The following is a 19503-nucleotide window of genomic DNA, read 5'->3' as shown; positions in this document are numbered from 1 at the left end:
TCCCCGAATAACGTAGATCCTGATTCGGTCCCGTGCCAGAGTGCGCCGATGTGAGCGTTTCCTTTACCACCAGGGCGAGCGGACCGAAAACCCCTGCCGACAATGCCGCGGCACGCGCCGATAACGCGGGATCACCGGGCTTTCACAGATCGCGCCCGAAACCGAGCAGCGTGAGACCCGGCACGGGGGCCCAGTCGAGCTCGGGCCTGCGCGTGAACCCCTCGGCGAGATAGATGCGCTGAGCGCCGGCCATCGCCGGCTGGCTGGACAGTAGTAGCGCCCGGACCCCTCGCAGCACGGCCCGCTCCACGACCGCCCGCACCAGCGCGGTGCCGACGCCGCGCCCGCGCGCCTCCGGGGCGACGGCCAGCGCCCGGATCTCCGCCTCCTGCGGCCCCTTGGCCACCTCGCTCCCGGCGTGCCACGTCTCCAGCATGACGGTCCCGAGCAGCCGGTCGCCGTCCACCGCGACCAGGACCTCGCCCGCGCCGTCCGTCCCGAGGGCGCGCAGCGCGCCGGCGTAGGAGGGGTTGGCGTCCAGCAGCCGGTCGGCCTGGTAGGCCGCCACGCGCAGCGCGCCGGCCGCGTCCATCTCGTGGGGAAGAGCGTCACGCACCACCATGGCCGCATTCAACCAGCAGCCCCGCGCGGGACCTCCGCCGGGTTCCCGCCCCGCGCCGGTATGAAGACCCCGCGCGCGGGCAGTGGGGGCCGCGTGGTGGACGAAGGCCTGGTGCTCCTGTTGGCCTGGGGCCAGATGCTGGCCCTGCTGGGCCTGCTGGGATATTTCCTGCTCAGAGGCCGGTCATGAGGCGCGCGGCCGCCGTCCCGCCCGTCCTGCTCGCGGCGCTCGTCCTGTCCGGATGCGTCAGCCCGGCCTGGGACGACCACGACTACGGGCTCAAGGCCGCCGCCACCGCAGAGGCCGCCGCCTCGGGCGTGGAGCTGGCGCGCCAGGCCGTGCGCGGCGCCGACCGGCTGACCACGCCGTACCTGAAGACGCTGCTCACCCAGGCCGCCGACGACGTGGGCGGCGTCGGCGACCAGTTCGGCCGCGTCCAGCCGCCCTCCGACGCCTCCGACCGGCTGCGCGACCGGGTCACCGAGCTGACCTCGGCTGCCGAGGAGGAACTGCGCGGCCTGCTCGTCGAGGTCAGGAGGGACGGGCTGCGCGACCCGGCGGCCGCCGACCGGGAGCTCGGCGACCTCGCGGGGCGGCTGCGCGCCGTCGAGGAGGCGTACGGGTGAAGCGGCTCTTCGCGGTCACGCTCGGCATCCTCACCGCCTTCGGCGGGTTCGTCGACATCGGCGACCTGGTGGCCAACGCCCTGGTCGGCGCCAGGTTCGGCATGTCGCTGGCCTGGGTCGTCGTGGTCGGGGTGATCGGCATCTGCCTGTTCGCCGAGATGTCCGGCCGCATCGCCGTGGCCTCGCGGCGGCCGGTGTTCGACCTGGTGCGCGAGCGGCTCGGCCCCCGCGCGGGCCTGGTGAACCTCGGGGCGTCCTTCTTCATCAACGTGCTCACGCTGGCCGCCGAGATCGGCGGCGCCTCCCTGGCGCTGGAGCTGGTCACCGGCGTGAACTACCTGCTGTGGGTGCCCGGTGTGGCGCTGGTGGCCTGGCTGGTGATGTGGCGGGTCAAGTTCGGGACCATGGAGAAGGTCTTCGGGCTGGCCGGGCTGGCGCTGGTGGTGTTCGCCGTCGCGGCGTGGCGGCTCGGCCCCGACTGGGGCGAGCTGGCCCGCCAGGTGACCCATCCCCCGCCGGACGAGGGCGCGCCGACGTATTGGTACTACGCGATCGCCCTGCTCGGCGGCGCGATGACGCCGTACGAGGTGTTCTTCTTCTCCTCCGGCGGCGTCGAGGAGCGCTGGACCGGCAAGGACCTGCTGACCGCGCGGGCCAACGTGTTCGTCGGCTTCCCCCTCGGCGGGTTCCTGTCCCTGGCCATCGCCGCGTGCGCGGCCACCGTCTTCCTCCCCCTCCACATCCAGGTCGGCACGCTGGACCAGATGCTGCTGCCCGTCGGGCTGGCGCTCGGGAAGATCGGCCTGGTGGTCGTGATCTTCGGGGTGTTCGCGGCGACGTTCGGCGCGACGCTGGAGACCGCCCTGTCGTCGGGGTACACGCTCAGCCAGTACTTCGGCTGGCAGTGGGGCAAGTACGTGCGGCCCAGGGACGCGGCGCGCTTCCACGTCGTCGTCCTGGTCGCCACGATCGTGGCCGCCGCGCTGGTGCTCACCACGATCGACCCGATCAAGGTGACCGAGTACTCCCTGGTCTTCTCCGCCGCCGCGCTGCCGCTGACCTACCTGCCGGTGCTGATGATCGCCAACGACCCCGACTACATGGGCGAACACGTGAACGGCAGGATCTCCAACGCGCTCGGGACCGCGTACATGGTGCTGCTGCTGGTGGTCGCCGTGGCGGCGATCCCCCTGATGCTCGCGACGAAGGCGGGGCAATGACCGGAGCGCGGATCCTGCACGCCCGGCTCCACCTGCTGGACCGCCAGGTGGTGCGCTCCCGCGACGGCCGGCACGTCTGCAAGGCCGACGACCTGGAGCTGAAGCGCGACGCCCAAGGCCGCCCGTACGTGGCGGCGATCCTCGCCGGGCCGCTCGCGCTCGGACCGAGGATCGGCGGCGTGCCCGGCAGGCTCATCGTCGCCGTCACCGAGCTGTTCCGGCCCGAGGAGGACCCGGCGCCGCGGCGCGTCGGCATGGCGCAGGTCTCCGGGATCGACGCCGCCCTGTCGGTGGACGGCGACCCGGAGGAACCGGCCCTGGAACGCTGGACGCGGCGCAACCTCATCGGCCCCATCCCCGGCAGCGGCGCCGGGGACGACACCACCGCGCCGCCGGGACCGGCCAGGACCCGGGCGGAGGAGGGCGCGACGCGGATCGGCGAGCTCATCGGCCGTCCCGTGAACGACGCGAGCGGCACGCCGATGGGCCAGGTGGCCGACGTCCAGCTCACCCAGGACGGCCCGCTGCTGCGCGGCGTCCAGCACGCGTTCCGCGTGTCCGGCCTCATCGTCGCGCCCCGGCACACCGGGCAGCTCTTCGGCTACGAACGCGGCCCCGGCGGGCAGGCGCCCCTGCTCGTGCGGGCGATCGTCCGGCGCCTGCACCGGGGCAGCAGGTACGTCACCTGGGACCAGGTGGCCGGCCTCGGCACCCCACCCGGCCCCATCCCCCTGTCCGTCCCCGCCGCCGAGACCGCCCCGTTGACGGAGCTCTACGAACGCGACCCGGCCCGGTAAGGTGCGTGCCGGTCCGCGCCGGTGCGTGCCGGTGCGTGCCGGTCCGCGCGGCGTCATCAGTGGCCGCGTCTGCGTTCGCGGCGCTTGGCACGGGCGGCCTCGTACCGGCGCTCGGCGTCGGCCGCCTTCCTGGCCCGCAGCCCGGCGGACGCCTCGGCCTTGCGTTCCTCGTACTCCAGGCGGACGGCCTCCTGCGACGCCGTGCTCCGCCGGCCCTGCGCCACGCGGGCGGCCTCCCGGGCGGCCAGCTTCGCGGCCCGCTTGGGGTTGGGACGCCCCACGGGCCGCGCGTCGCTTGCCACGGGCGGGTTCGCGGCGGCCTTGGCGAGCAGGGCGGAGCCGTTGCGCAGGAGGAAGTCGTGCAGCTCGGCGTCCGTCGGCTCGCCGCCGAACACGACCCGGGTGGCGCGCACGGCGCCGCCCTCGTCGATCTCCAGGTAGCCGACCCAGAACGGGTCGGCGAAGCACACGGTCAGCGTCACGGCGCTCATGTCCCCTCCAGCGGGCATACCGATCACCGGCCTGACGAGGCCGGATTCCGGCATGCCGGACATCCCTGGAGAGGGCGGATACAAACCGTCGGACGACGGCGCCTGGGCTACCGACCAGGCCGCGTTTTCGCATGCGCCGACGAGTATATCGGCCCTGGTCCGCCCGGCCCGGGTCCGCTCCGCCTCAGCTCCGCGACGGGCCGGGGCCGCCGCGCCAGACCGGCATGGGGCGCAGGCCGGTGGCCACCTCGAAGGCGGCGCGGGCGAGCAGGCGGGTCGAGTCGAGCGTCGGAAGCGGCGACACCTCGGGCGTCACCAGGAGCGGGATCTCGGTGCAGACCAGCGCCACCGCGTCGCAGCCCCGCTCGGCGAGCCGCCCGATCACCTCGGCGTACCTGCGGCGCGATGAGTCGCTGAAGACGCCTTCCAGCAGCTCGGTGAAGATGATCTCGTCCACGACGGCGCGGTCGCCGGCCTCGGGAACCTCGGCGGCGATGCCCCGGGCGGCGAGCGCGCGCGGGTAGAGCGGGCCGTCCATGGTGTACCGGGTGCCGAGCACGCCGACGCGGGTGCGGCCGTCCCGGGCGGCACGGTCGGCGACGACCTCGGCGAGGTGCAGCCCCGGGAGTGCGAGGTCCTCCCCCGGCAGGTCCAGGGCCATGTGGGCGGTGTTGTCGGGGCAGGCGAAGAAGTCGGCGCCCGCGCCGGCGAGCCGCCGCACGCTCTCGGCGAGCGTGTCCCGGATGGGCGCGTGGTCGCCCGCGTCCCAGTACGGCATGCTGCGCGCCAGCGGGATGAGGTCCAGGGTCACGTCAGGATGCCGGTGCGGCCCGAGCGCGCGGAAGCCCTCCCCGCAGAACGCCCGGAAGCACAACGCGGCCCCCTCGGCGCTGTGCCCCAGAATCCCGAAGTGCAACGTCGCCACCCCATCACCCCACTGGACAACGAACCGGACATCCCACCCTCACCCTAGCGATGGTGTCCACGGTGCCGCGGGCCCGCCGCGACGGTGGCTCAGGACCGACGGGCACACACAGGACGGGCCGCTCGGCACGGTCGCGCGGCGGAACCCGCCGAATCCGGGGACCGGCACGACGCCGTCCGAACGGTCTGCGGCAGGACTCGCCGGAATCCGAGGGTGGCACGACGACCTCACCTTCCGTTCACGCGTCCGTGGTCGTGTACCGCCATCGCGGGCGGCGTGACGGCGCCGGACGCGCCGCCCGCGGGGCCTGCGCAATATGTCGGCTTCATACCTCACGCCGCACGACCGGGCGCTTCCGGCATTAACCCTCTGGACTCCCTTCGCTCTCTCACTGCTCATCGGGCCGAGCGGAAGCCGATCTAGCGTCCGTGTAGCCCCCCCGACCCCCGCACGAGGAGCAAGCACATGTTCCGACGCAAGACCCTGACGGCGGTGTTCGCGGCCGCCGTCTCGGGCGCGGTCGCGATCGCGGCCGTGACGCTGCCGGGAGGCGTGGCCAACGCGGCCACGTCGACCTTCACCCCGGTCGCGGACACCTACGTGGACAACGGCGCGACCGGCACCAACTACGGCACCTCCGGGCAGCTCGGCATCGACAACTCGCCGGTCAAGCGGCTGTTCCTGCGGTTCACGGTGTCCGGCGTCTCCGGCACGGTCACCGGCGCCAAGCTCCGCCTGCACACCGACGACGTCAGCGGCGCGGAGAGCGCCAGCGGCGGCACGTTCCGCGCGGTGAGCAGCACGACGTGGTCGGAGACCGCCACCACGTGGAACGACCAGCCGGCCATCGACGGCGCGACGCTCGGCACGATCGGCTCGGTGTCCAGGAACGCCTGGTACGAGGTCGACGTGACCTCGTACGTGACCGGCGACGGCACCTACAGCGTCGGCGTGACCTCGTCCAGCTCCGACGGCGCCGACTACGACGCGCGCGAGAGCGGCGCGGCGACGGCGCCCCAGCTCGTGGTGACCACCGGGACGACCTCCAGCCCGACGCCCACGACCAGCACGCCGTCGGCCGCGGACCCGGTGCTGGTCGGCGCGGGCGACATCTCCAACTCCGGCTCGGGCGACACCGCGACCGCGGCGCTGCTGGACGGCATCTCCGGCACGGTGTTCACCCTGGGCGACAACGTGTACGACAACGGGACCGCCTCGGAGTTCAACACCTACTACAACCCGACCTGGGGCCGCCACAAGGCGCGCACCCGGCCGGTGCCCGGCAACCACGACTACAACACCTCGGGTGCGTCGGGGTACTACGGCTACTTCGGCGCCGCCGCGGGCGACCCGAGCAAGGGGTACTACTCCTACGACCTCGGGTCCAACTGGCACGTCGTCGTGCTGAACTCCAACTGCTCGGCGGTCGGCGGCTGCGGCGCCACGTCGGCGCAGGTGCAGTGGCTGCGCGCGGACCTGCAGGCCAACCCCAAGCCGTGCACGGTCGCGATGTGGCACCACCCGCGCTTCACCTCGGGGTCCAACCACGCGCCCGACACCTCGGTCGCGCCGCTCGTGCAGGCCCTGTACGACAACAACGCCGACGTGATCCTGACCGGCCACAACCACCAGTACGAGCGGTTCGCGCCGATCACCCCCTCCAACCAGCTCGACAACGCGCGCGGCATCCGTCACTTCGTCGTCGGGTCCGGCGGCGCGAGCCACTACGGGTTCGGCACGATCCTGGCCAACAGCCAGGTCCGCAACAGCGACACCTACGGCGTGCTGAAGCTCACCCTTCACGCCGGCAGCTACGACTGGCAGTTCGTGCCGCAGTCGGGCAAGACGTTCACCGACAGCGGCACCACCGCCTGCCACTGAGCGCGCGCCTGAGCGGCCTCGACGGAAGCGGCGCCGCCGGCGGGCCCATCGCGGGTCCCGCGGCGGCGCCGTGCCCGTCCGGGGCGCCGCACTCCGCCGTCCCGTCCCCCTTCCCCCCGCGAGGTCCCGATGACCCTCAGCACGCGCACCCGCGTCCTCGTCACCGTCCTGGCCGCCCTGCTGCTCGCCGGGGCCGCCGTCGCCTACGCGGCCTCCGCGAGGTCCGCGCGGTCGGCCGCCGAGGGCAGGCGGGCCGCCGCCGTCCCCTCCGGCCCCGTGGGCGGCGGGCCGCGCCTGCAGGCGCTGACCAACGGCCTGCTGTCGACCGTCTCCGCCGCCGACCCGGGCGGGCCGCGCGAGGTGTCCGCCCTGAAGTGCGACCGCGCCTACGCCGCCGCCGGGACGGTCGCCTGCCTCACGCCGGTGGGCCCGCTCGGCGCGACCTCGCTGCTCGTGCTGGACGCGTCGCTGCGGGAGCGGAGGTCGGTGCCGCTGCGCGGCTTCCCGAACCGGCTGCGCGTGTCGGCGTCGGGGCGCATGGTGGCCTGGACGCTGTTCATCGACGGCCACTCCTATGCCACGACCGGCTTCTCCACCCAGGCCGGCATCCTGGACACCCGTACGGGACGGCTGGTGAAGTCCCTGGAGGACTTCGCGATCACCCTGGACGGGCGGCCGTACCGGAACCCGGACGTCAACTTCTGGGGCGTCACCTTCACGCGCGACGACAACCGGTTCTACGCGACCCTGTCCACGGGCGGGCGCCGCCACCTGGTGGAGGGCGACCTCGCGGCCGGGACGGTGCGGACGCTGCGCGAGAACGTGGAGTGCCCGTCGCTGTCCCCCGACGGCGCGCGGATCGCCTACAAGTCGGCGGTGGGCGGCGACCCGAAGAAGGGCTGGCGTCTGTCGGTGCTGGACCTGGCCTCGGGACGGGTCACGCCGCTGGCCGAGACGCGCAGCGTGGACGACCAGCCGGTGTGGCTGGACGCGCGGACGGTCGCCTACGCCCTGCAGACCAGCGACGGCACCAACAACACCTGGACGACCCCTGCCGACGGCACCGGCGCCCCCCGCCTCCTGATCCCGGGCGCCAACTCCCTCGCCCCCGCCGACGGGTCCTGATCCGGGCGGTGACGGACCATACGGGGAGGCCTCAGGCCGCCGCGACCACGCCCAGGGGCGACTTCCTCATGCCCGCCGACGGGTTCTGACGCCGCTCCCCTTCCCGGCCCCGGATGCCGTCGCGCCCTCCTGTGCCGGCCCGACCAGGATGGGGGTCTCTTTCCGCCAATATTACTTAGTGTAGCCTTACCTAAGTTTGTGGCGGGCGGTTCTTGAGGGAGACGTGTGGGCACGACAGGGCGGCAGGTACTGGCCCGTTCGATCAAGGGCCAGTGGCGCGGCGTGGCCGCCGGCTCGGCGCTCGGCTGCGTGCACCAGGCCGGCGAGGCGCTGGTCCCCGTCCTGATCGGCGTCGTGGTCGACCGGGCCGTGGCGAAGGGCGACGCCGGGGCGCTGCTGTGGTGGCTGGCCGTCCTCGCCGTCGTCTACGTCGCCCTGTCGTTCGGCTTCCGCTTCGGCGCCCGCGCCGGGGAACGGGCCGCCGAGCAGGCCGCCCACCTGCTGCGGGTCGTGCTCGTCCAGCGCGTCCTGCACCCGGGCGGCGGCGCGGAGACCGGCAGGCCGCCCGGCGCCCTCACCTCGATCGCCACCGAGGACGCCCGGCGCGTCGGCGTGGTCAACATGGCGGTGATGTTCGGCGTGTCGGCACTGGCCGGGGTGCTGGTCGGCGCGGTGGCGCTGCTGCGCACCTCGGTGCCGCTCGGCCTGACCGTGCTGGCCGGCACGCCGGTGCTCCTCTGGCTCGGCCACCTGCTGAGCAAGCCGCTCGAACGCCGCAGCGAGGCCGAGCAGGAACGCGCCGCGCACGCCTCCGGCGTCGCCGCCGACCTGGTCGCCGGCCTGCGCGTCCTCAAGGGCCTCGGCGCGGAGGCGGCCGCGGTCGCCCGCTACCGGCGCACCAGCCGCGCCTCGCTCGCCGCCACGCTGCGGGCGACGCGCGCCGAGGCCGTCCAGAACGGCGTCGTCGTCGCCCTGACCGGGCTTTTCATCGCCGTCGTCGCGCTCGTCGGCGGACGGCTCGCCGTGCAGGGGGACATCAGCCTCGGACAGCTCGTCTCGGCGGTCGGCCTCGCGCTGTTCCTGATCGGCCCGTTGGAGACGTTCTCCTGGGTCAACGCCGAACTGGCCCAGGGCCGCGCCTCGGCCGCCCGCGTCGCCGCGGTCCTGTCCGCGCCCCTCGCCGTGTCCGGCGGAGAACCGGCCCCCGAACCCGCTCTCGTGCAGGGGACGGTGCGGCTCCGGGGCGTCGTGTACGGCGGGCTGCGAGGGCTGGACCTGGACGTGGCCGCCGGAGAGATCCTCGGCGTGGCCGTGACCGGCCCGTCGGACGCCACCGCGCTGCTGCGCCTGCTCGACCGCAGGGCGGACCCGGACGAAGGCGTCGTCGAACTGGACGGCGTGCCGCTGCGCGATCTCGACCCGGCCGGCCTGCGCACGGTGGTCCTGGTCGCCGAGCACGACGCCGAACTGTTCGCGGGCACCCTGCACGAGAACGTGGCCGCGCCCGGCGCGTCCGCCACCGAGCGGGCGAAGCGTGGCGGCGGGGCCGAGGCCGCGGTACAGGACGAGGTCGGGTGGGCGATGCGCGCCGCGGCGGCCGACGAGGTCGCGCGGGCGTTGCCGGACGGCGCCGCATCGGTGATCGGTGAGCGCGGGAGGTCCCTTTCCGGCGGGCAGCGTCAGCGGGTCGCGCTGGCGCGGGCGCTGGCCGCCCGCCGTCCCGTTCTCGTCCTGCACGACCCGACGACCGCGGTCGACGCCGTCACCGAGGCGCGGGTCGCGGCCGGGATCCGCGAGACGCGCGCGGGCCGCACGACGATCCTCGTCACCACCAGCCCCGCGCTGCTGGCCGCCGCCGACCGGGTCGTCCTCCTCCACGAGGGCCGCGTCACCGCCTCGGCCCCGCACGCCGAGCTCCTCCGTCACCACGCCCCCTACCGGACGGCGGTCCTGGCATGAGCGATCTCCCCTCGGCCCGGGTGCCGCTGCGGCTGCCCGTGGCCACCCCCGCGCGGACGCGGGCGGCGGTGCGGGAGTTGCTGCGCCCGCACCGGCGGCTGGCGACGGGCGGGTTCGCGGTGCTGGTGGCGGCCACCGCCATCGGGCTGCTCGTCCAGCCGCTGCTCGGCCGGGTCGTGGACCTGGTCGCCGGGCGGCACCCGGCCGCCGCGCTCACCCAGCCCGTGGCGCTGCTGGCCGCCGTCGCGGTCGCGCAGGGCCTGGCGACCATGCTCGGGCTGTCGCTGGTGTCCCGCCTCGGCGAGACCGTGCTGGCCCGGCTGCGGGAGCGGTTCGTCGACCGGGCGCTGCGGCTGCCGCTGGAACGGCTGGAGCGCGCCGGCTCGGGCGACCTGACGGCCCGCGTCACCTCCGACGTCTCGCGGGTGGCCGAGGCCGTGCGCACGGCGCTGCCCGAGCTGGCCCGCTCGCTGCTGGCCATCGTCCTCACCCTCGCCGCGATGGCCGTCCTGGACTGGCGGTTCCTGCTGGCGGCGCTGGTGGCCGTGCCCGTCCAGGCGTACACCGCGCGCTGGTACGTGCGCCGCGCCGTCCCGCTGTACGCCGAGCAGCGCGTCGCCGCCGGGGACATGCAGCAGCAGCTCCTGGACACGATCGGCGGCGCCGCCACCGTGCGGGCGTTCCGGCTGGAGGAGGAGCACGCCGAGAAGGCGGCCGAGCGGTCCCGGTGGGCGCTGCTGCTGACGATGCGCGGGGTCCGGCTGGTGCTGCGCTTCTACAGCCGCCTGCACGTGGCCGAGTACGCGGGGCTGGCGGCGGTGCTGGTGACGGGGTTCCTGCTGGTGCGCGGCGGATCGGCCTCCATCGGCACGGCGACGGCCGCCGCCCTGTACTTCCACAGCCTGTTCGGCCCGATCAACTCCGCCCTGGTGCTGATGGACGACGCGCAGGTGGCCGTCGCGGGCCTGGCCCGCCTGGTCGGCGTCACCGACCTCGCCGACCCTGCCGGACCGCAGGACCACGCGGCCCCGGCGACCGTGGCGGACGGGGGCGCGGCCGTGGCGGTGGCCCGGCTGGAGCACGCCTACGAGCCCGGCAGGCCCGTGCTGCGCGGGGTGGACCTCGCCCTCGCACCCGGCGAGCGGGTGGCGCTGATCGGGGCGAGCGGGGCGGGCAAGACGACGCTGGCCAAGCTCGTCGCGGGCGTCCACTCCCCCACCGCGGGCACCGTACGGGTGGCCGTCCCGGGAACCGGGGAGCCGGCGAGGGTCGTGCTGGTCACCCAGGAGACGCACGTCTTCTCCGGGCCGCTGGCCGAGGACCTGCGCCTGGCCAGGCCGGACGCCGGCGACGACGAGCTGCGCGCGGCGCTGGCCCGCGTCGGCGCGCTCGACTGGGCCGAGGCGCTGCCCGAGGGCCTGCGCACCGAGGTCGGCGAGGGCGGGCACCGCCTCACCGCCACGCAGGTGCAGCAGCTCGCCCTCGCCCGCCTGGTGCTGGCCGCCCCGCCGGTGGCCGTCCTGGACGAGGCGACGGCCGAGGCCGGCAGCGCGGGCGCCCGTGTGCTGGAGGAGTCCGCCGACCGGGCGGTCGAGGGCCGTACCGCCCTGGTGGTCGCCCACCGCCTCACCCAGGCCGCCACCGCGGACCGCGTCGTCGTCATGGACGACGGCCGGGTCGTGGAGAGCGGCGGCCACGACGATCTTCGCGCCGCCGGCGGCCCGTACGCCGCGCTGTGGGAGGCGTGGTCGGACGCGCGGTCCGGCCTCCCCTCCGCCCACGACCCTTCCACCCCTGTCTGAAACACAAAGGATCCACTGATGTTCCGCATTCTGAGAGGCGCCAGGACCGCCGCGGCTCTCGCGTCCGTCCTGTTCCTCGGCACCGTCGCCGCCTGCGGCTCCGGCGAAGGCCCGGCCGGGCCCTCCGGTTCCGCGGCCCCGGCCACGTCCGGCCAGGCGGGCGCGGCCTACCCGATGTCCATCGAGCACAAGTACGGCAGCACGACCATCCCCGCGCAGCCGAAGCGCGTCGTCACGGTGGGGCTGACCGACCAGGACGCCGCGCTGGCGGTCGGCACGGTCCCGGTCGGCACCACCGAGTGGCTCGGCGGCTACCCGGGCGCGGTCGGCCCGTGGGCCAAGGACAAGCTGGGCACGGCCGCCGCCCCGACCGTGCTCAAGGACACCGGGACCGGCCCGCAGGTGGAGAAGATCGCCGCGCTGGCCCCGGACCTGATCCTCGCCCTCTACTCGGGGGTGACCAAGGAACAGTACGAGACGCTGTCGAAGATCGCTCCGGTGGTGGCCCAGCCCAAGGACCACCCCGACTACGGGGTCCCCTGGGAGCGGCAGACGGAGATCATCGGAAAGGCGCTGGGCAAGGAGACGGAGGCCAAGGCGCTGGTGCGGGACGTCGAGGCGCGGTTCGCCCAGGCCAGGTCGCAGCATCCCGACTTCGCGGGCGCGACCGGCGTCGTCGCCACGCCGTACGAGGGGATCTTCGTGTACGGCCCGCAGGACAACCGCGCGCGCATCCTGTCCTCGCTGGGCTTCACGCCGCCCGAGGGCCTGGACAAGGCCGTCGGGACGGAGTTCGGCGCCAACATCAGCAAGGAGCGCACCGACCTGCTGGACGCCGAGACCGTCATGTGGATCGTCGCCGACCCGGCCGCCGACGCCGCCAAGCTGCACCAGGACAAGCTGTACGCCGACCTGGACGTGGTCGCGAAGGGCCGCGAGGTCTTCGTCAAGGAGACCGGCGACTTCGGGAACGCCTTCTCGTTCGTGTCGGTGCTCAGCCTGCCGTACACCCTGGACCGGCTGGTGCCGCAGCTCGCCGCCGCCGTCGACGGCGACCCGGCCACCGAGGTCCCGCAGCCGCAGCCGTAGACCCGCCCCCCTGATCCACACGCCGCCGCCCGGCCCCCGGACGGCGGCGTCGTGCGCATGAGGCCCGGTGAGCTGGGCGGACTTGCGATCTCTGGTACCCCCGGGGGTATAGTCGCAGGCATGGAGCTGAACGAGGGCATGATCGGCGACGCGCTGACCCGGTTGAAGCGGGCGCACGGCCAGCTCGCCGGCGTGATCGCGATGATCGAGGCGGGCGAGGACTGCACGAAGGTCCTCACCCAGCTCGCCGCCGTCTCCAAGGCGCTCGACCGCGCCGGGTTCAAGATCGTGGCCACGGGGCTGCGGCACTGCCAGGACGCGCAGAACCGCGGCGACCAGCCGCCCATGAGCGTGGCCGAGCTGGAGCGGCTCTTCCTCGCGCTCGCCTAGACACGCGGCCGCGGAGGCTCCGCGGCCGCCTATTTTTATCGTTCTTATACCCCCGGGGGTATAGAGAGGAGTTGGCGATGGAGGTCACGACGTTCCGGACGCCCGGCCTGGGCGACCAGACCTACCTGCTCACACACCAGGGCACGGGCGTCCTCGTCGATCCCCAGCGCGACATCGGCCGCTTCCTGCGCGCCGCCGCCGAGCGGGACGTGGACCTGCGGTTCGTGCTGGAGACGCACCTGCACAACGACTACGCCTCCGGGGCGGAGCAGGCGGCGCTGCGCACCGGAGCCGAACTGGTGATGCCCGCCGCCGCGGCGCCCGCCTACCGGCACACGCCCGCCTTCCACCAGGAGGAGATCGACGGCGGCGTGCTCACCGTGCGTCCCCTCCACACCCCGGGCCACACGCCCGAGCACACCAGCTACCTGGTGCTCATCGAGGGAGAACCGGTCGCGCTGTTCTCCGGCGGCAGCCTGCTGGTCGCCTCGGCCGGACGGCCCGACCTGCTCGGCCCCGAGCGGGCCCGCTCGCTGGCCCGCCTCCAGCACGGGTCGCTGCGCCGGCTCGCCGCGCTGCCCCCCGCCGTGGGCCTGTACCCGACGCACGGCGAGGGGTCCTTCTGCACGGTCACCGGCGCGGGGCGGACGACCTCGACGATCGGGGACGAGCGCGCCGGAAATCCGCTGCTGGCCCTCGCCGATCCCGACGAGTTCGCCGACGCGCTGCTCGCCACCCCCATGCCCATCCCGGCCTTCTACCGGCACATGGGCCCCGCCAACACGCGCGGCGTGCCGCCCATGCCGCCCCTGCGCGTCCCCGAGCTCGGCGTGGCGGAGATCCCCGCCGGGTCGCACGTGGTCGACATCCGGCCCCGCCCGGCGCAGGCCCGGGGCATGCTGCCCGGCTCGCTCGGCGTCGAGCTGGACGACGACTTCGGAAGCTGGACGGGCTGGCTGCTGCCGTACGCCGAGCCGATCACCCTGGTCGCGGAGCCGGGCCAGGACGTCGCCGAGGCGGTCACCCAGCTCGCCAGGATCGGCGCCGACACCGTCCACGGCGTCGTCCGCGACCTCGGCGCGTCCGCCACGCAGACCTACGAGCTGCTGGAGCTCGACGCCTTCACCACCCTGCTCGCCCGCCCGGACGCCCAGCTCCTCGACGTGCGCATGCCCGCGGAACGCGAGCAGGCGCGGCTGGAGGGCGCGGCCGAGCGGTTCCTGCCCGACCTGTTCACCATGGGCATCCCGGACGTGCTGGACCCGGCGCGGCCGGTCCTGGTCGCCTGCGCCTCGGGCCGCCGCGCGAGCATCGCCGCCTCCCACCTCGCCCGCGAGGGCTTCCACCCGATCGCCCTGACCGGCGCCGGCGTCGCCGAGGCCGCCGCCGCACTCCGCGACCGCGACCGCGACACCGACACCGACACCGACACCGACACCGACACCGACACCGACACCGACACCATCTGACCGGCGCGACCGCCGGACCGCCTCATCGCTCGTCCGTTAGCTCGACAGAACCTGGAGAAGTCCTCGTGTCCCGTATCGACGCCGCCACCGCCCGCTCACTGATCGCATCAGATCCCGGCGTCCGCGTCCTGGACGTCCGCACCCCGGGCGAGTTCGCGTCCGCGCACATCGCCGGCGCCGTCAATCTTCCCCTCGACCAGGCCGGCGCCCGCCTGCGGGACGCCGTCGCCGGCGTGGACGGCCGCGTGCTGCTCGTCTGCCAGTCCGGCGTGCGCGCCGAGCGGGCCAGGTCGGCGCTCGGCGACGCCGGGCCCGCCGGGGTCGCGGTCCTGGACGGCGGCATGAACGCCTGGACCGCGTCCGGAGGGGCCGTCGAGCGGGGACGCGCGCGCTGGGCGCTGGAGCGGCAGGTCCGCCTCGTCGCGGGGAGCGTCGTGCTCGCCTCGGTCGTGGCGAGCCTGTGGATCCCCGCCGCGGCGGCGGTCGCCGCCCTGATCGGAGCGGGCCTGGCGGTGGCGGCGCTCACCGACACCTGCGCCATGGGCATGCTGCTCGCCAAGCTGCCCTACAACCGGGCGGGAGGCGTGGACGTCGAGGCCGCCATCGCGCGGCTGCGCCAGGGCCCGTCCGAAGCGGGCGCCTGAGCATGACACGCCGCGCACCGGGCCGGCCCGTGTCTTCCACATACCCCCCGGGGTATCGATGTTCGCCCTGACCCTCGCCGCCGCCGTCCTGGTCGGCGTGACGCTCGGCCTGTTCGGCGGCGGCGGGTCGATCCTCACCGTGCCGGTGCTGGTCTACCTCGCCGGGGCGCCGGCCAAGGCGGCCATCGCGATCTCGCTGTTCGTCGTGGCCGTGACCAGCGCGGTCGGCGCCATCGGGCACGCCAGGGCGGGCCGGGTCCGCTGGCGTACCGGGCTCCTGTTCGGCGCGGCGGGCATGGCGGGCGCGTACGGCGGCGGGCTGATCGGCCCCTACCTGCCGGAGGGGCTGCTCATGGGGGCGTTCGCCGCCATGATGCTCGCCACCGCCTTCGCCATGATCCGCGGCCGCCGCGCTCCCGCCCGCGCCGCCCCGCGCCGCGAGCCGCCCGTCGCGCACATGGCCGTGGAAGGCGTCATCGTGGGGCTGGTGACCGGGCTCGTCGGGGCGGGCGGAGGGTTCCTGGTGGTGCCGGCGCTCGCGCTGCTCGGCGGCCTGCCCATGGACGTGGCGGTGGGCACCTCGCTGCTGGTCATCACCATGAAGTCCCTGGCGGGCCTCGCCGGATACCTCCACAGCACACCCGTCGACTGGAGCTTGGCGCTCCCGTTCAGCGTGGCCGCCGCCCTCGGCGGGCTGGTCGGCGGCGCCCTCACCGCACGCCTCGACGCCACCCGCCTCCGCACGGCCTTCGGCTGGTTCGTCCTGGCGATGGGCGCCTTCGTCCTCCTTCAGCAGCTCCCGGCCACCTGAGCCGCGGCACGACCCGCCGGTTACCCAGAGCCACGACAGGGTAGCAGGGTGCTATGGGCGTTATGGGCGCCGCCGGTTGACGTGCGGTCCGATCAGGACGGGGAGGGTGGATGCGCACCCTGTTGGTACACCCCAGCGGCCTGATGTACTCCGAGATCTTCCTCCGGCTGGAGCCGCTCGGCCTGGAACGGGTGGCCGCCGCGCTGCGCGGGGCGGGACACGAGGTGCGCCTGCTCGACCTGCAGATCTTCACGCACCGTGACCTTCGCCGCGAACTGCTCGACTTCGAGCCCCAGGCCGTCGGATTCGGCCTTAACTACCTCCCCAACGTGCCGGAAGTCCTCGATCTGGCCAAACGAGTGAAAAGTTTGCTGCCGCGCTGTTTCGTCTTCGCCGGCGGGCACAGCGTCTCGTTCATCGCCCCGCACGTCCTCGCGCAGTCCGAGGGCGCCCTGGACGCGATCCTGCGCGGCGAGGGCGAGGCCGCGGCCCCGCTGCTGCTGGCCGCCGCGCGCGACGGCGGCCTCACCGAGGTTCCCGGCGCCGTGACCGCCGAGGGTTCGTGCGCGAAGCCGCCGCTGCTGCTGGACGACCTGGACGAGCCGCGCCCCGCGCGGGACCTGACGCGGCGCCGCGACAAGTACTTCATCGGCGTGATGGACCCCGCCGCCTCGGTCGAGTTCACCCGCGGATGCCCGTGGGACTGCTCGTTCTGCAGCGCGTGGACCTTCTACGGGCGCAGTTACCGCAAGGTGTCGCCGGAGGCCGCGGCGGAGGAGGTGGCCTCGATCCGGGAGCCGGGCGTGTTCATCGTCGACGACGTGGCCTTCATCCGGCCCGAGCACGGCGACGCCATCGCCGCGGAACTGGAGAAGCGGAAGGTCAGGAAGGAGTACTACCTGGAGACGCGCGCCGACGTGCTGCTGCGCCATCCTGAAGTGTTCGAGCGATGGCGGCGGCTCGGGCTGACCTACATGTTCCTCGGCATGGAGGCGCTCGACGAGCAGGGCCTCGACCTGTACCGCAAGCGGACCAGCCCCGACCAGAACGTCAAGGCGCTCGAACTCGCCCGCGACATGGGGCTCACCGTCGCCATCAACCTGATCGTCGACCCGGCCTGGGACGCCGCGCGGTTCCGGCTCGTCCGCCGGTGGGCGCTGTCGGTGCCCGAGATCGTCAACCTCACCGTCATGACGCCCTACCCCGGCACCGAGATCTGGCACACCGAGTCGCGCAAGCTCACCTCGCGCGACTACCGCCTGTTCGACATCCAGCACGCCGTGGTCCCGACCACGCTTCCTTTGCACGAGTTCTACCGCGAGCTGGTGCGGACGCAGGCGGTGATGAACCGCAAACACCTCGGCGTGGCGGGCGCGGCCAAGACCCTGCGGATCATCGGCCGCAACCTGCTGCGCGGGCAGAGCAACTTCGCCGCGGCGGTCTGGAGGTTCCACTCGGTGTACAACGCCGACCGGCAACACGGTGATCATTTCCGTGAGGTCCGCTACGAGCTGCCGGTCCCCGACCGGCGTACCGTCGGGCAGGCCGACCGGCGGGAGCTGTACGTCCACCGGCGGCCCGGCTGAGCCGTGCCCGGCCCTCCCGCTACGGGCGCCCCCGCGCCCCACCGGAGGCCGGGCCGCGAAGCCGCGTGTTCTCCTCGGAGACGACGGCCGCCGCGACGTCCTCCGGGTAGGAACGCCGGGCCCACAGCAGGATGGCGCCGTTGGCCGCCAAGGGGATCAACATGAGCAGGAAGGTGTACTCCAGGCCGTCCGCCCTGCCCCCGTGGCTGAGCGAGTCCGCCAGCATCCCGAAGATCACCGGCGCGCCGGCCTCCGCCGACATCCGCAACGCCGTGCGCACGCTCTCCGCCCGGCCCCAGAGCCGGTGGTGGACCACGTCGAGACGCGCCGCGTCCAGCGGCGGGTTGGCCGCCGCCAGGCAGAACGCCGCCGCGGTGAACAACGGGAGCGCCTTCTCCGTCGACGTGGTCACGAGCGCGGGCAGGAACAGCACGGCCGAGACGAGGTAGGCCGTCGCGGGCACGCCTACCCGGGCCTCCACATGCCCGCGGCGCACCAGCCGGTCGGCCAGCCGTCCTCCGGTCAGCACCCCGAGCAACGCGCCGGCCCCCACGAGCGGCAGCAGCCCGCTCACCTGGATCTTGGTCAGCCCGAAGTGGTCGGACACGAACTCGACCGCGAACGTGCGCAGCCCGGCGAAGAAGAAGTACCCGACGACGGAGGCGATGATCATCAGCCGGTTGGTCGGGATCCGCAGGACGTAGATCACCGCCGCGCGCAGCGACATGGTCGTCGGATCCTCGCGCAGGACCAAGGCGGGGTCGGGGGCCACCCCCCGGCGCCGGATCTGCCGGCGCGCCGTCGCCTCCGGTTGAGGACGCACGCCGTGCCTCCCGCCCAGGGCCGGCATCCGGTCGCGGCCGCCGCGCGCCGGTTCGCGCAGCCGCCGGACCACGACGAAGAGCAGGGCCAGCGCGATCAGCGCGAGAAGGCCGAAGGACCAGCGCCACGACAGCAGGTCGCCGAGGTCGCCCACCAGGATCAGCCCGAACCCGGCGCCGAGCGTCTCCCCCGCGAGGATGAACCCGTAGACGCGGCCCCGTTCGGCGACGGGGAAGTAGTCGCCGATCAGGGAGGCCAACGTCGGCCCCGCGGTGGCGGTCACCGCGCCGAGCGCCACGCGCGACATCAGCAGCGTCGAGAACGACCCGGCCAGCGCGCCCGCCACCATGGCCGCGCTCCACAGGACGATGCTGCCCGCGAGCAGCCGGACCCGGTTCACCCGGTCGGTCAGCATGCCGACGGGCACGGCCGCCAGCGCCCCGACACCGGAGGAGGTCGCGACGAGCGCGCCGATCTCGGTGTTGCCGACGTGCAGGTCCTGCTCCAACTCGGGGGCCAGCGCGCCGATCGTCCCCTTGTCGGCGGCGTCGAGGGCCAGCACGCAGGCGAGGATGACGATCACCTCGGCGCGCGCCGGACCGCCCAGCGCGGCGTAGAGCCGCGCCAGCCCCCATCGCGCGGCCTTCCGCAGAGGCCCGCGTCTTTTCCTGGCAAAGCGATATGGCATGGGCAAAGCCGACTTCGCTCAACGCTCTCCGGCAGGTCCGGACCACCGTCCCCACCACCAGGCCTTTCGCCTCCATTGTCCCGATCCGTCACCGAGCCGCCGCCGCGGGCCCACCTCGAGCGGCCCAAGGCCCGTACACCGTCCCCCGCGGCATGACGGCCAAGACCCGGACGGCTTCGTCGAGCGGGCCGAGGTCCGTCCCTGGTCCGGGCGAGCGTCGGGGAATCCCCGCACGTGCTCGCCCACATCGACCACCTGCGCCGACAGGCGTGAAGCGACGGCGCGGCGGGGCTTCGCGGAGGCGGGGCGCGGTCAGGTCGTCATGTGGTCGATGAGGCTGTTCGGGCGCATGTCGGTCCAGACCGACTCGATGTGGTCCAGGCACTCCTGGCGGGTGCCCGGGCCGTGGGCGACCGTCCAGCCCGCGGGGACCTCCGCGAACTCCGGCCACAGGCTGTACTGCCCCTCGTCGTTGACGAGCACGGAGTAGACGCCGTCGGCGTTCTCGAAGGGGTTGGTCACTGTCGTCTCCTCTGAATGTGATGTGCGGTTGACG

The 19503-nt window shown here is 74.1% G+C and carries 18 protein-coding genes; 13 read left to right on the top strand and 5 right to left on the bottom strand.

Annotated elements, in window-relative coordinates; all coding sequences use genetic code 11:
- Positions 1–142: 142 nt before the first annotated feature.
- Positions 143–622: a GNAT family N-acetyltransferase gene (locus tag BJ981_RS27925; protein ID WP_184615320.1), complete on the bottom strand. Its 480-nt coding sequence runs from the start codon at positions 620–622 to the stop codon at positions 143–145.
- Positions 623–807: 185 nt separating this feature from the next.
- Between BJ981_RS27925 and BJ981_RS38630 the strand changes: the two genes are divergently transcribed.
- The 3 genes from BJ981_RS38630 to BJ981_RS27910 are packed head-to-tail and all read left to right on the top strand — an operon-like array spanning position 808 to position 3265.
- On the top strand, positions 808–1248 hold the full coding sequence (locus BJ981_RS38630; RefSeq protein ID WP_184615318.1) for a hypothetical protein: 441 nt from the start codon (positions 808–810) through the stop codon (positions 1246–1248).
- Positions 1245–2468: an NRAMP family divalent metal transporter gene (locus tag BJ981_RS27915; RefSeq protein WP_184615315.1), complete on the top strand. Its 1224-nt coding sequence runs from the start codon at positions 1245–1247 to the stop codon at positions 2466–2468. Before BJ981_RS38630 ends, BJ981_RS27915 begins: the two co-directional genes overlap by 4 nt.
- Positions 2465–3265: a hypothetical protein gene (locus BJ981_RS27910; protein WP_184615314.1), complete on the top strand. Its 801-nt coding sequence runs from the start codon at positions 2465–2467 to the stop codon at positions 3263–3265. The genes BJ981_RS27915 and BJ981_RS27910 overlap by 4 nt, the downstream gene beginning before the upstream one ends.
- A gap of 56 nt (positions 3266–3321) precedes the next feature.
- Here the strand turns inward: BJ981_RS27910 and BJ981_RS27905 are convergent, their stop codons facing one another.
- Entirely contained in the window at positions 3322–3756 is a 435-nt protein-coding gene (locus BJ981_RS27905) for a YjdF family protein (protein WP_184615312.1), read from the bottom strand.
- A 184-nt stretch (positions 3757–3940) separates the two neighbouring features.
- Positions 3941–4681 (bottom strand): aspartate/glutamate racemase family protein, encoded by a 741-nt coding sequence (locus BJ981_RS27900; protein ID WP_184615310.1) that lies wholly within the window; start codon positions 4679–4681, stop codon positions 3941–3943.
- Between the two features lie 465 nt (positions 4682–5146).
- On the opposite strand from BJ981_RS27900, the gene BJ981_RS27895 reads away from it, so the two are divergent.
- The 10 genes from BJ981_RS27895 (at position 5147) to hpnR (ending at position 17437) form a co-directional block, all read left to right on the top strand.
- Positions 5147–6562 (top strand): CBM96 family carbohydrate-binding protein, encoded by a 1416-nt coding sequence (locus tag BJ981_RS27895; protein ID WP_184615308.1) that lies wholly within the window; start codon positions 5147–5149, stop codon positions 6560–6562.
- A 129-nt stretch (positions 6563–6691) separates the two neighbouring features.
- The gene (locus BJ981_RS27890; RefSeq protein WP_184615307.1) at positions 6692–7687 is read left to right on the top strand and encodes a TolB-like translocation protein; all 996 of its coding nucleotides are present in this window, start codon (positions 6692–6694) and stop codon (positions 7685–7687) included.
- A 225-nt stretch (positions 7688–7912) separates the two neighbouring features.
- Positions 7913–9646: an ABC transporter ATP-binding protein gene (locus BJ981_RS27885; RefSeq protein WP_184615305.1), complete on the top strand. Its 1734-nt coding sequence runs from the start codon at positions 7913–7915 to the stop codon at positions 9644–9646.
- Positions 9643–11448, top strand: coding sequence for an ABC transporter ATP-binding protein (locus tag BJ981_RS27880; protein ID WP_184615303.1), 1806 nt, complete (start codon positions 9643–9645; stop codon positions 11446–11448). The genes BJ981_RS27885 and BJ981_RS27880 overlap by 4 nt, the downstream gene beginning before the upstream one ends.
- 18 nt (positions 11449–11466) lie before the next feature.
- Positions 11467–12537, top strand: coding sequence for an iron-siderophore ABC transporter substrate-binding protein (locus BJ981_RS27875; RefSeq protein ID WP_184615300.1), 1071 nt, complete (start codon positions 11467–11469; stop codon positions 12535–12537).
- A 120-nt stretch (positions 12538–12657) separates the two neighbouring features.
- Positions 12658–12927 carry a metal-sensitive transcriptional regulator gene (locus tag BJ981_RS27870; protein ID WP_184615298.1) on the top strand — a complete coding sequence of 90 codons (270 nt, stop codon included), beginning with the start codon at positions 12658–12660 and terminating at the stop codon, positions 12925–12927.
- Positions 12928–13004: 77 nt separating this feature from the next.
- Positions 13005–14396: an MBL fold metallo-hydrolase gene (locus BJ981_RS27865; RefSeq protein ID WP_184615296.1), complete on the top strand. Its 1392-nt coding sequence runs from the start codon at positions 13005–13007 to the stop codon at positions 14394–14396.
- Between the two features lie 65 nt (positions 14397–14461).
- The gene (locus BJ981_RS27860) at positions 14462–15040 is read left to right on the top strand and encodes a rhodanese-like domain-containing protein (protein WP_184615294.1); all 579 of its coding nucleotides are present in this window, start codon (positions 14462–14464) and stop codon (positions 15038–15040) included.
- A 58-nt stretch (positions 15041–15098) separates the two neighbouring features.
- Entirely contained in the window at positions 15099–15851 is a 753-nt protein-coding gene (locus BJ981_RS27855; protein WP_184615292.1) for a sulfite exporter TauE/SafE family protein, read from the top strand.
- 110 nt (positions 15852–15961) lie between these two features.
- Entirely contained in the window at positions 15962–17437 is a 1476-nt protein-coding gene (gene hpnR, locus BJ981_RS27850) for a hopanoid C-3 methylase HpnR (protein ID WP_184615290.1), read from the top strand.
- 19 nt (positions 17438–17456) lie between these two features.
- Here hpnR and BJ981_RS27845 read toward each other — a convergent pair whose 3' ends face one another.
- A complete protein-coding gene (locus BJ981_RS27845) occupies positions 17457–18947 on the bottom strand; it encodes an MFS transporter (RefSeq protein ID WP_184615288.1) in 1491 nt (496 codons plus the stop codon).
- 312 nt (positions 18948–19259) lie between these two features.
- Positions 19260–19469, bottom strand: coding sequence for an MbtH family protein (locus BJ981_RS27840; protein WP_184615286.1), 210 nt, complete (start codon positions 19467–19469; stop codon positions 19260–19262).
- Between the last annotated feature and the right edge of the window lie 34 nt (positions 19470–19503).

The organism is Sphaerisporangium krabiense (assembly GCF_014200435.1).
Classification (GTDB): Bacteria; Actinomycetota; Actinomycetes; order Streptosporangiales; family Streptosporangiaceae; genus Sphaerisporangium; species Sphaerisporangium krabiense.
This window is presented reverse-complemented; position numbering and strand designations above follow the sequence as displayed.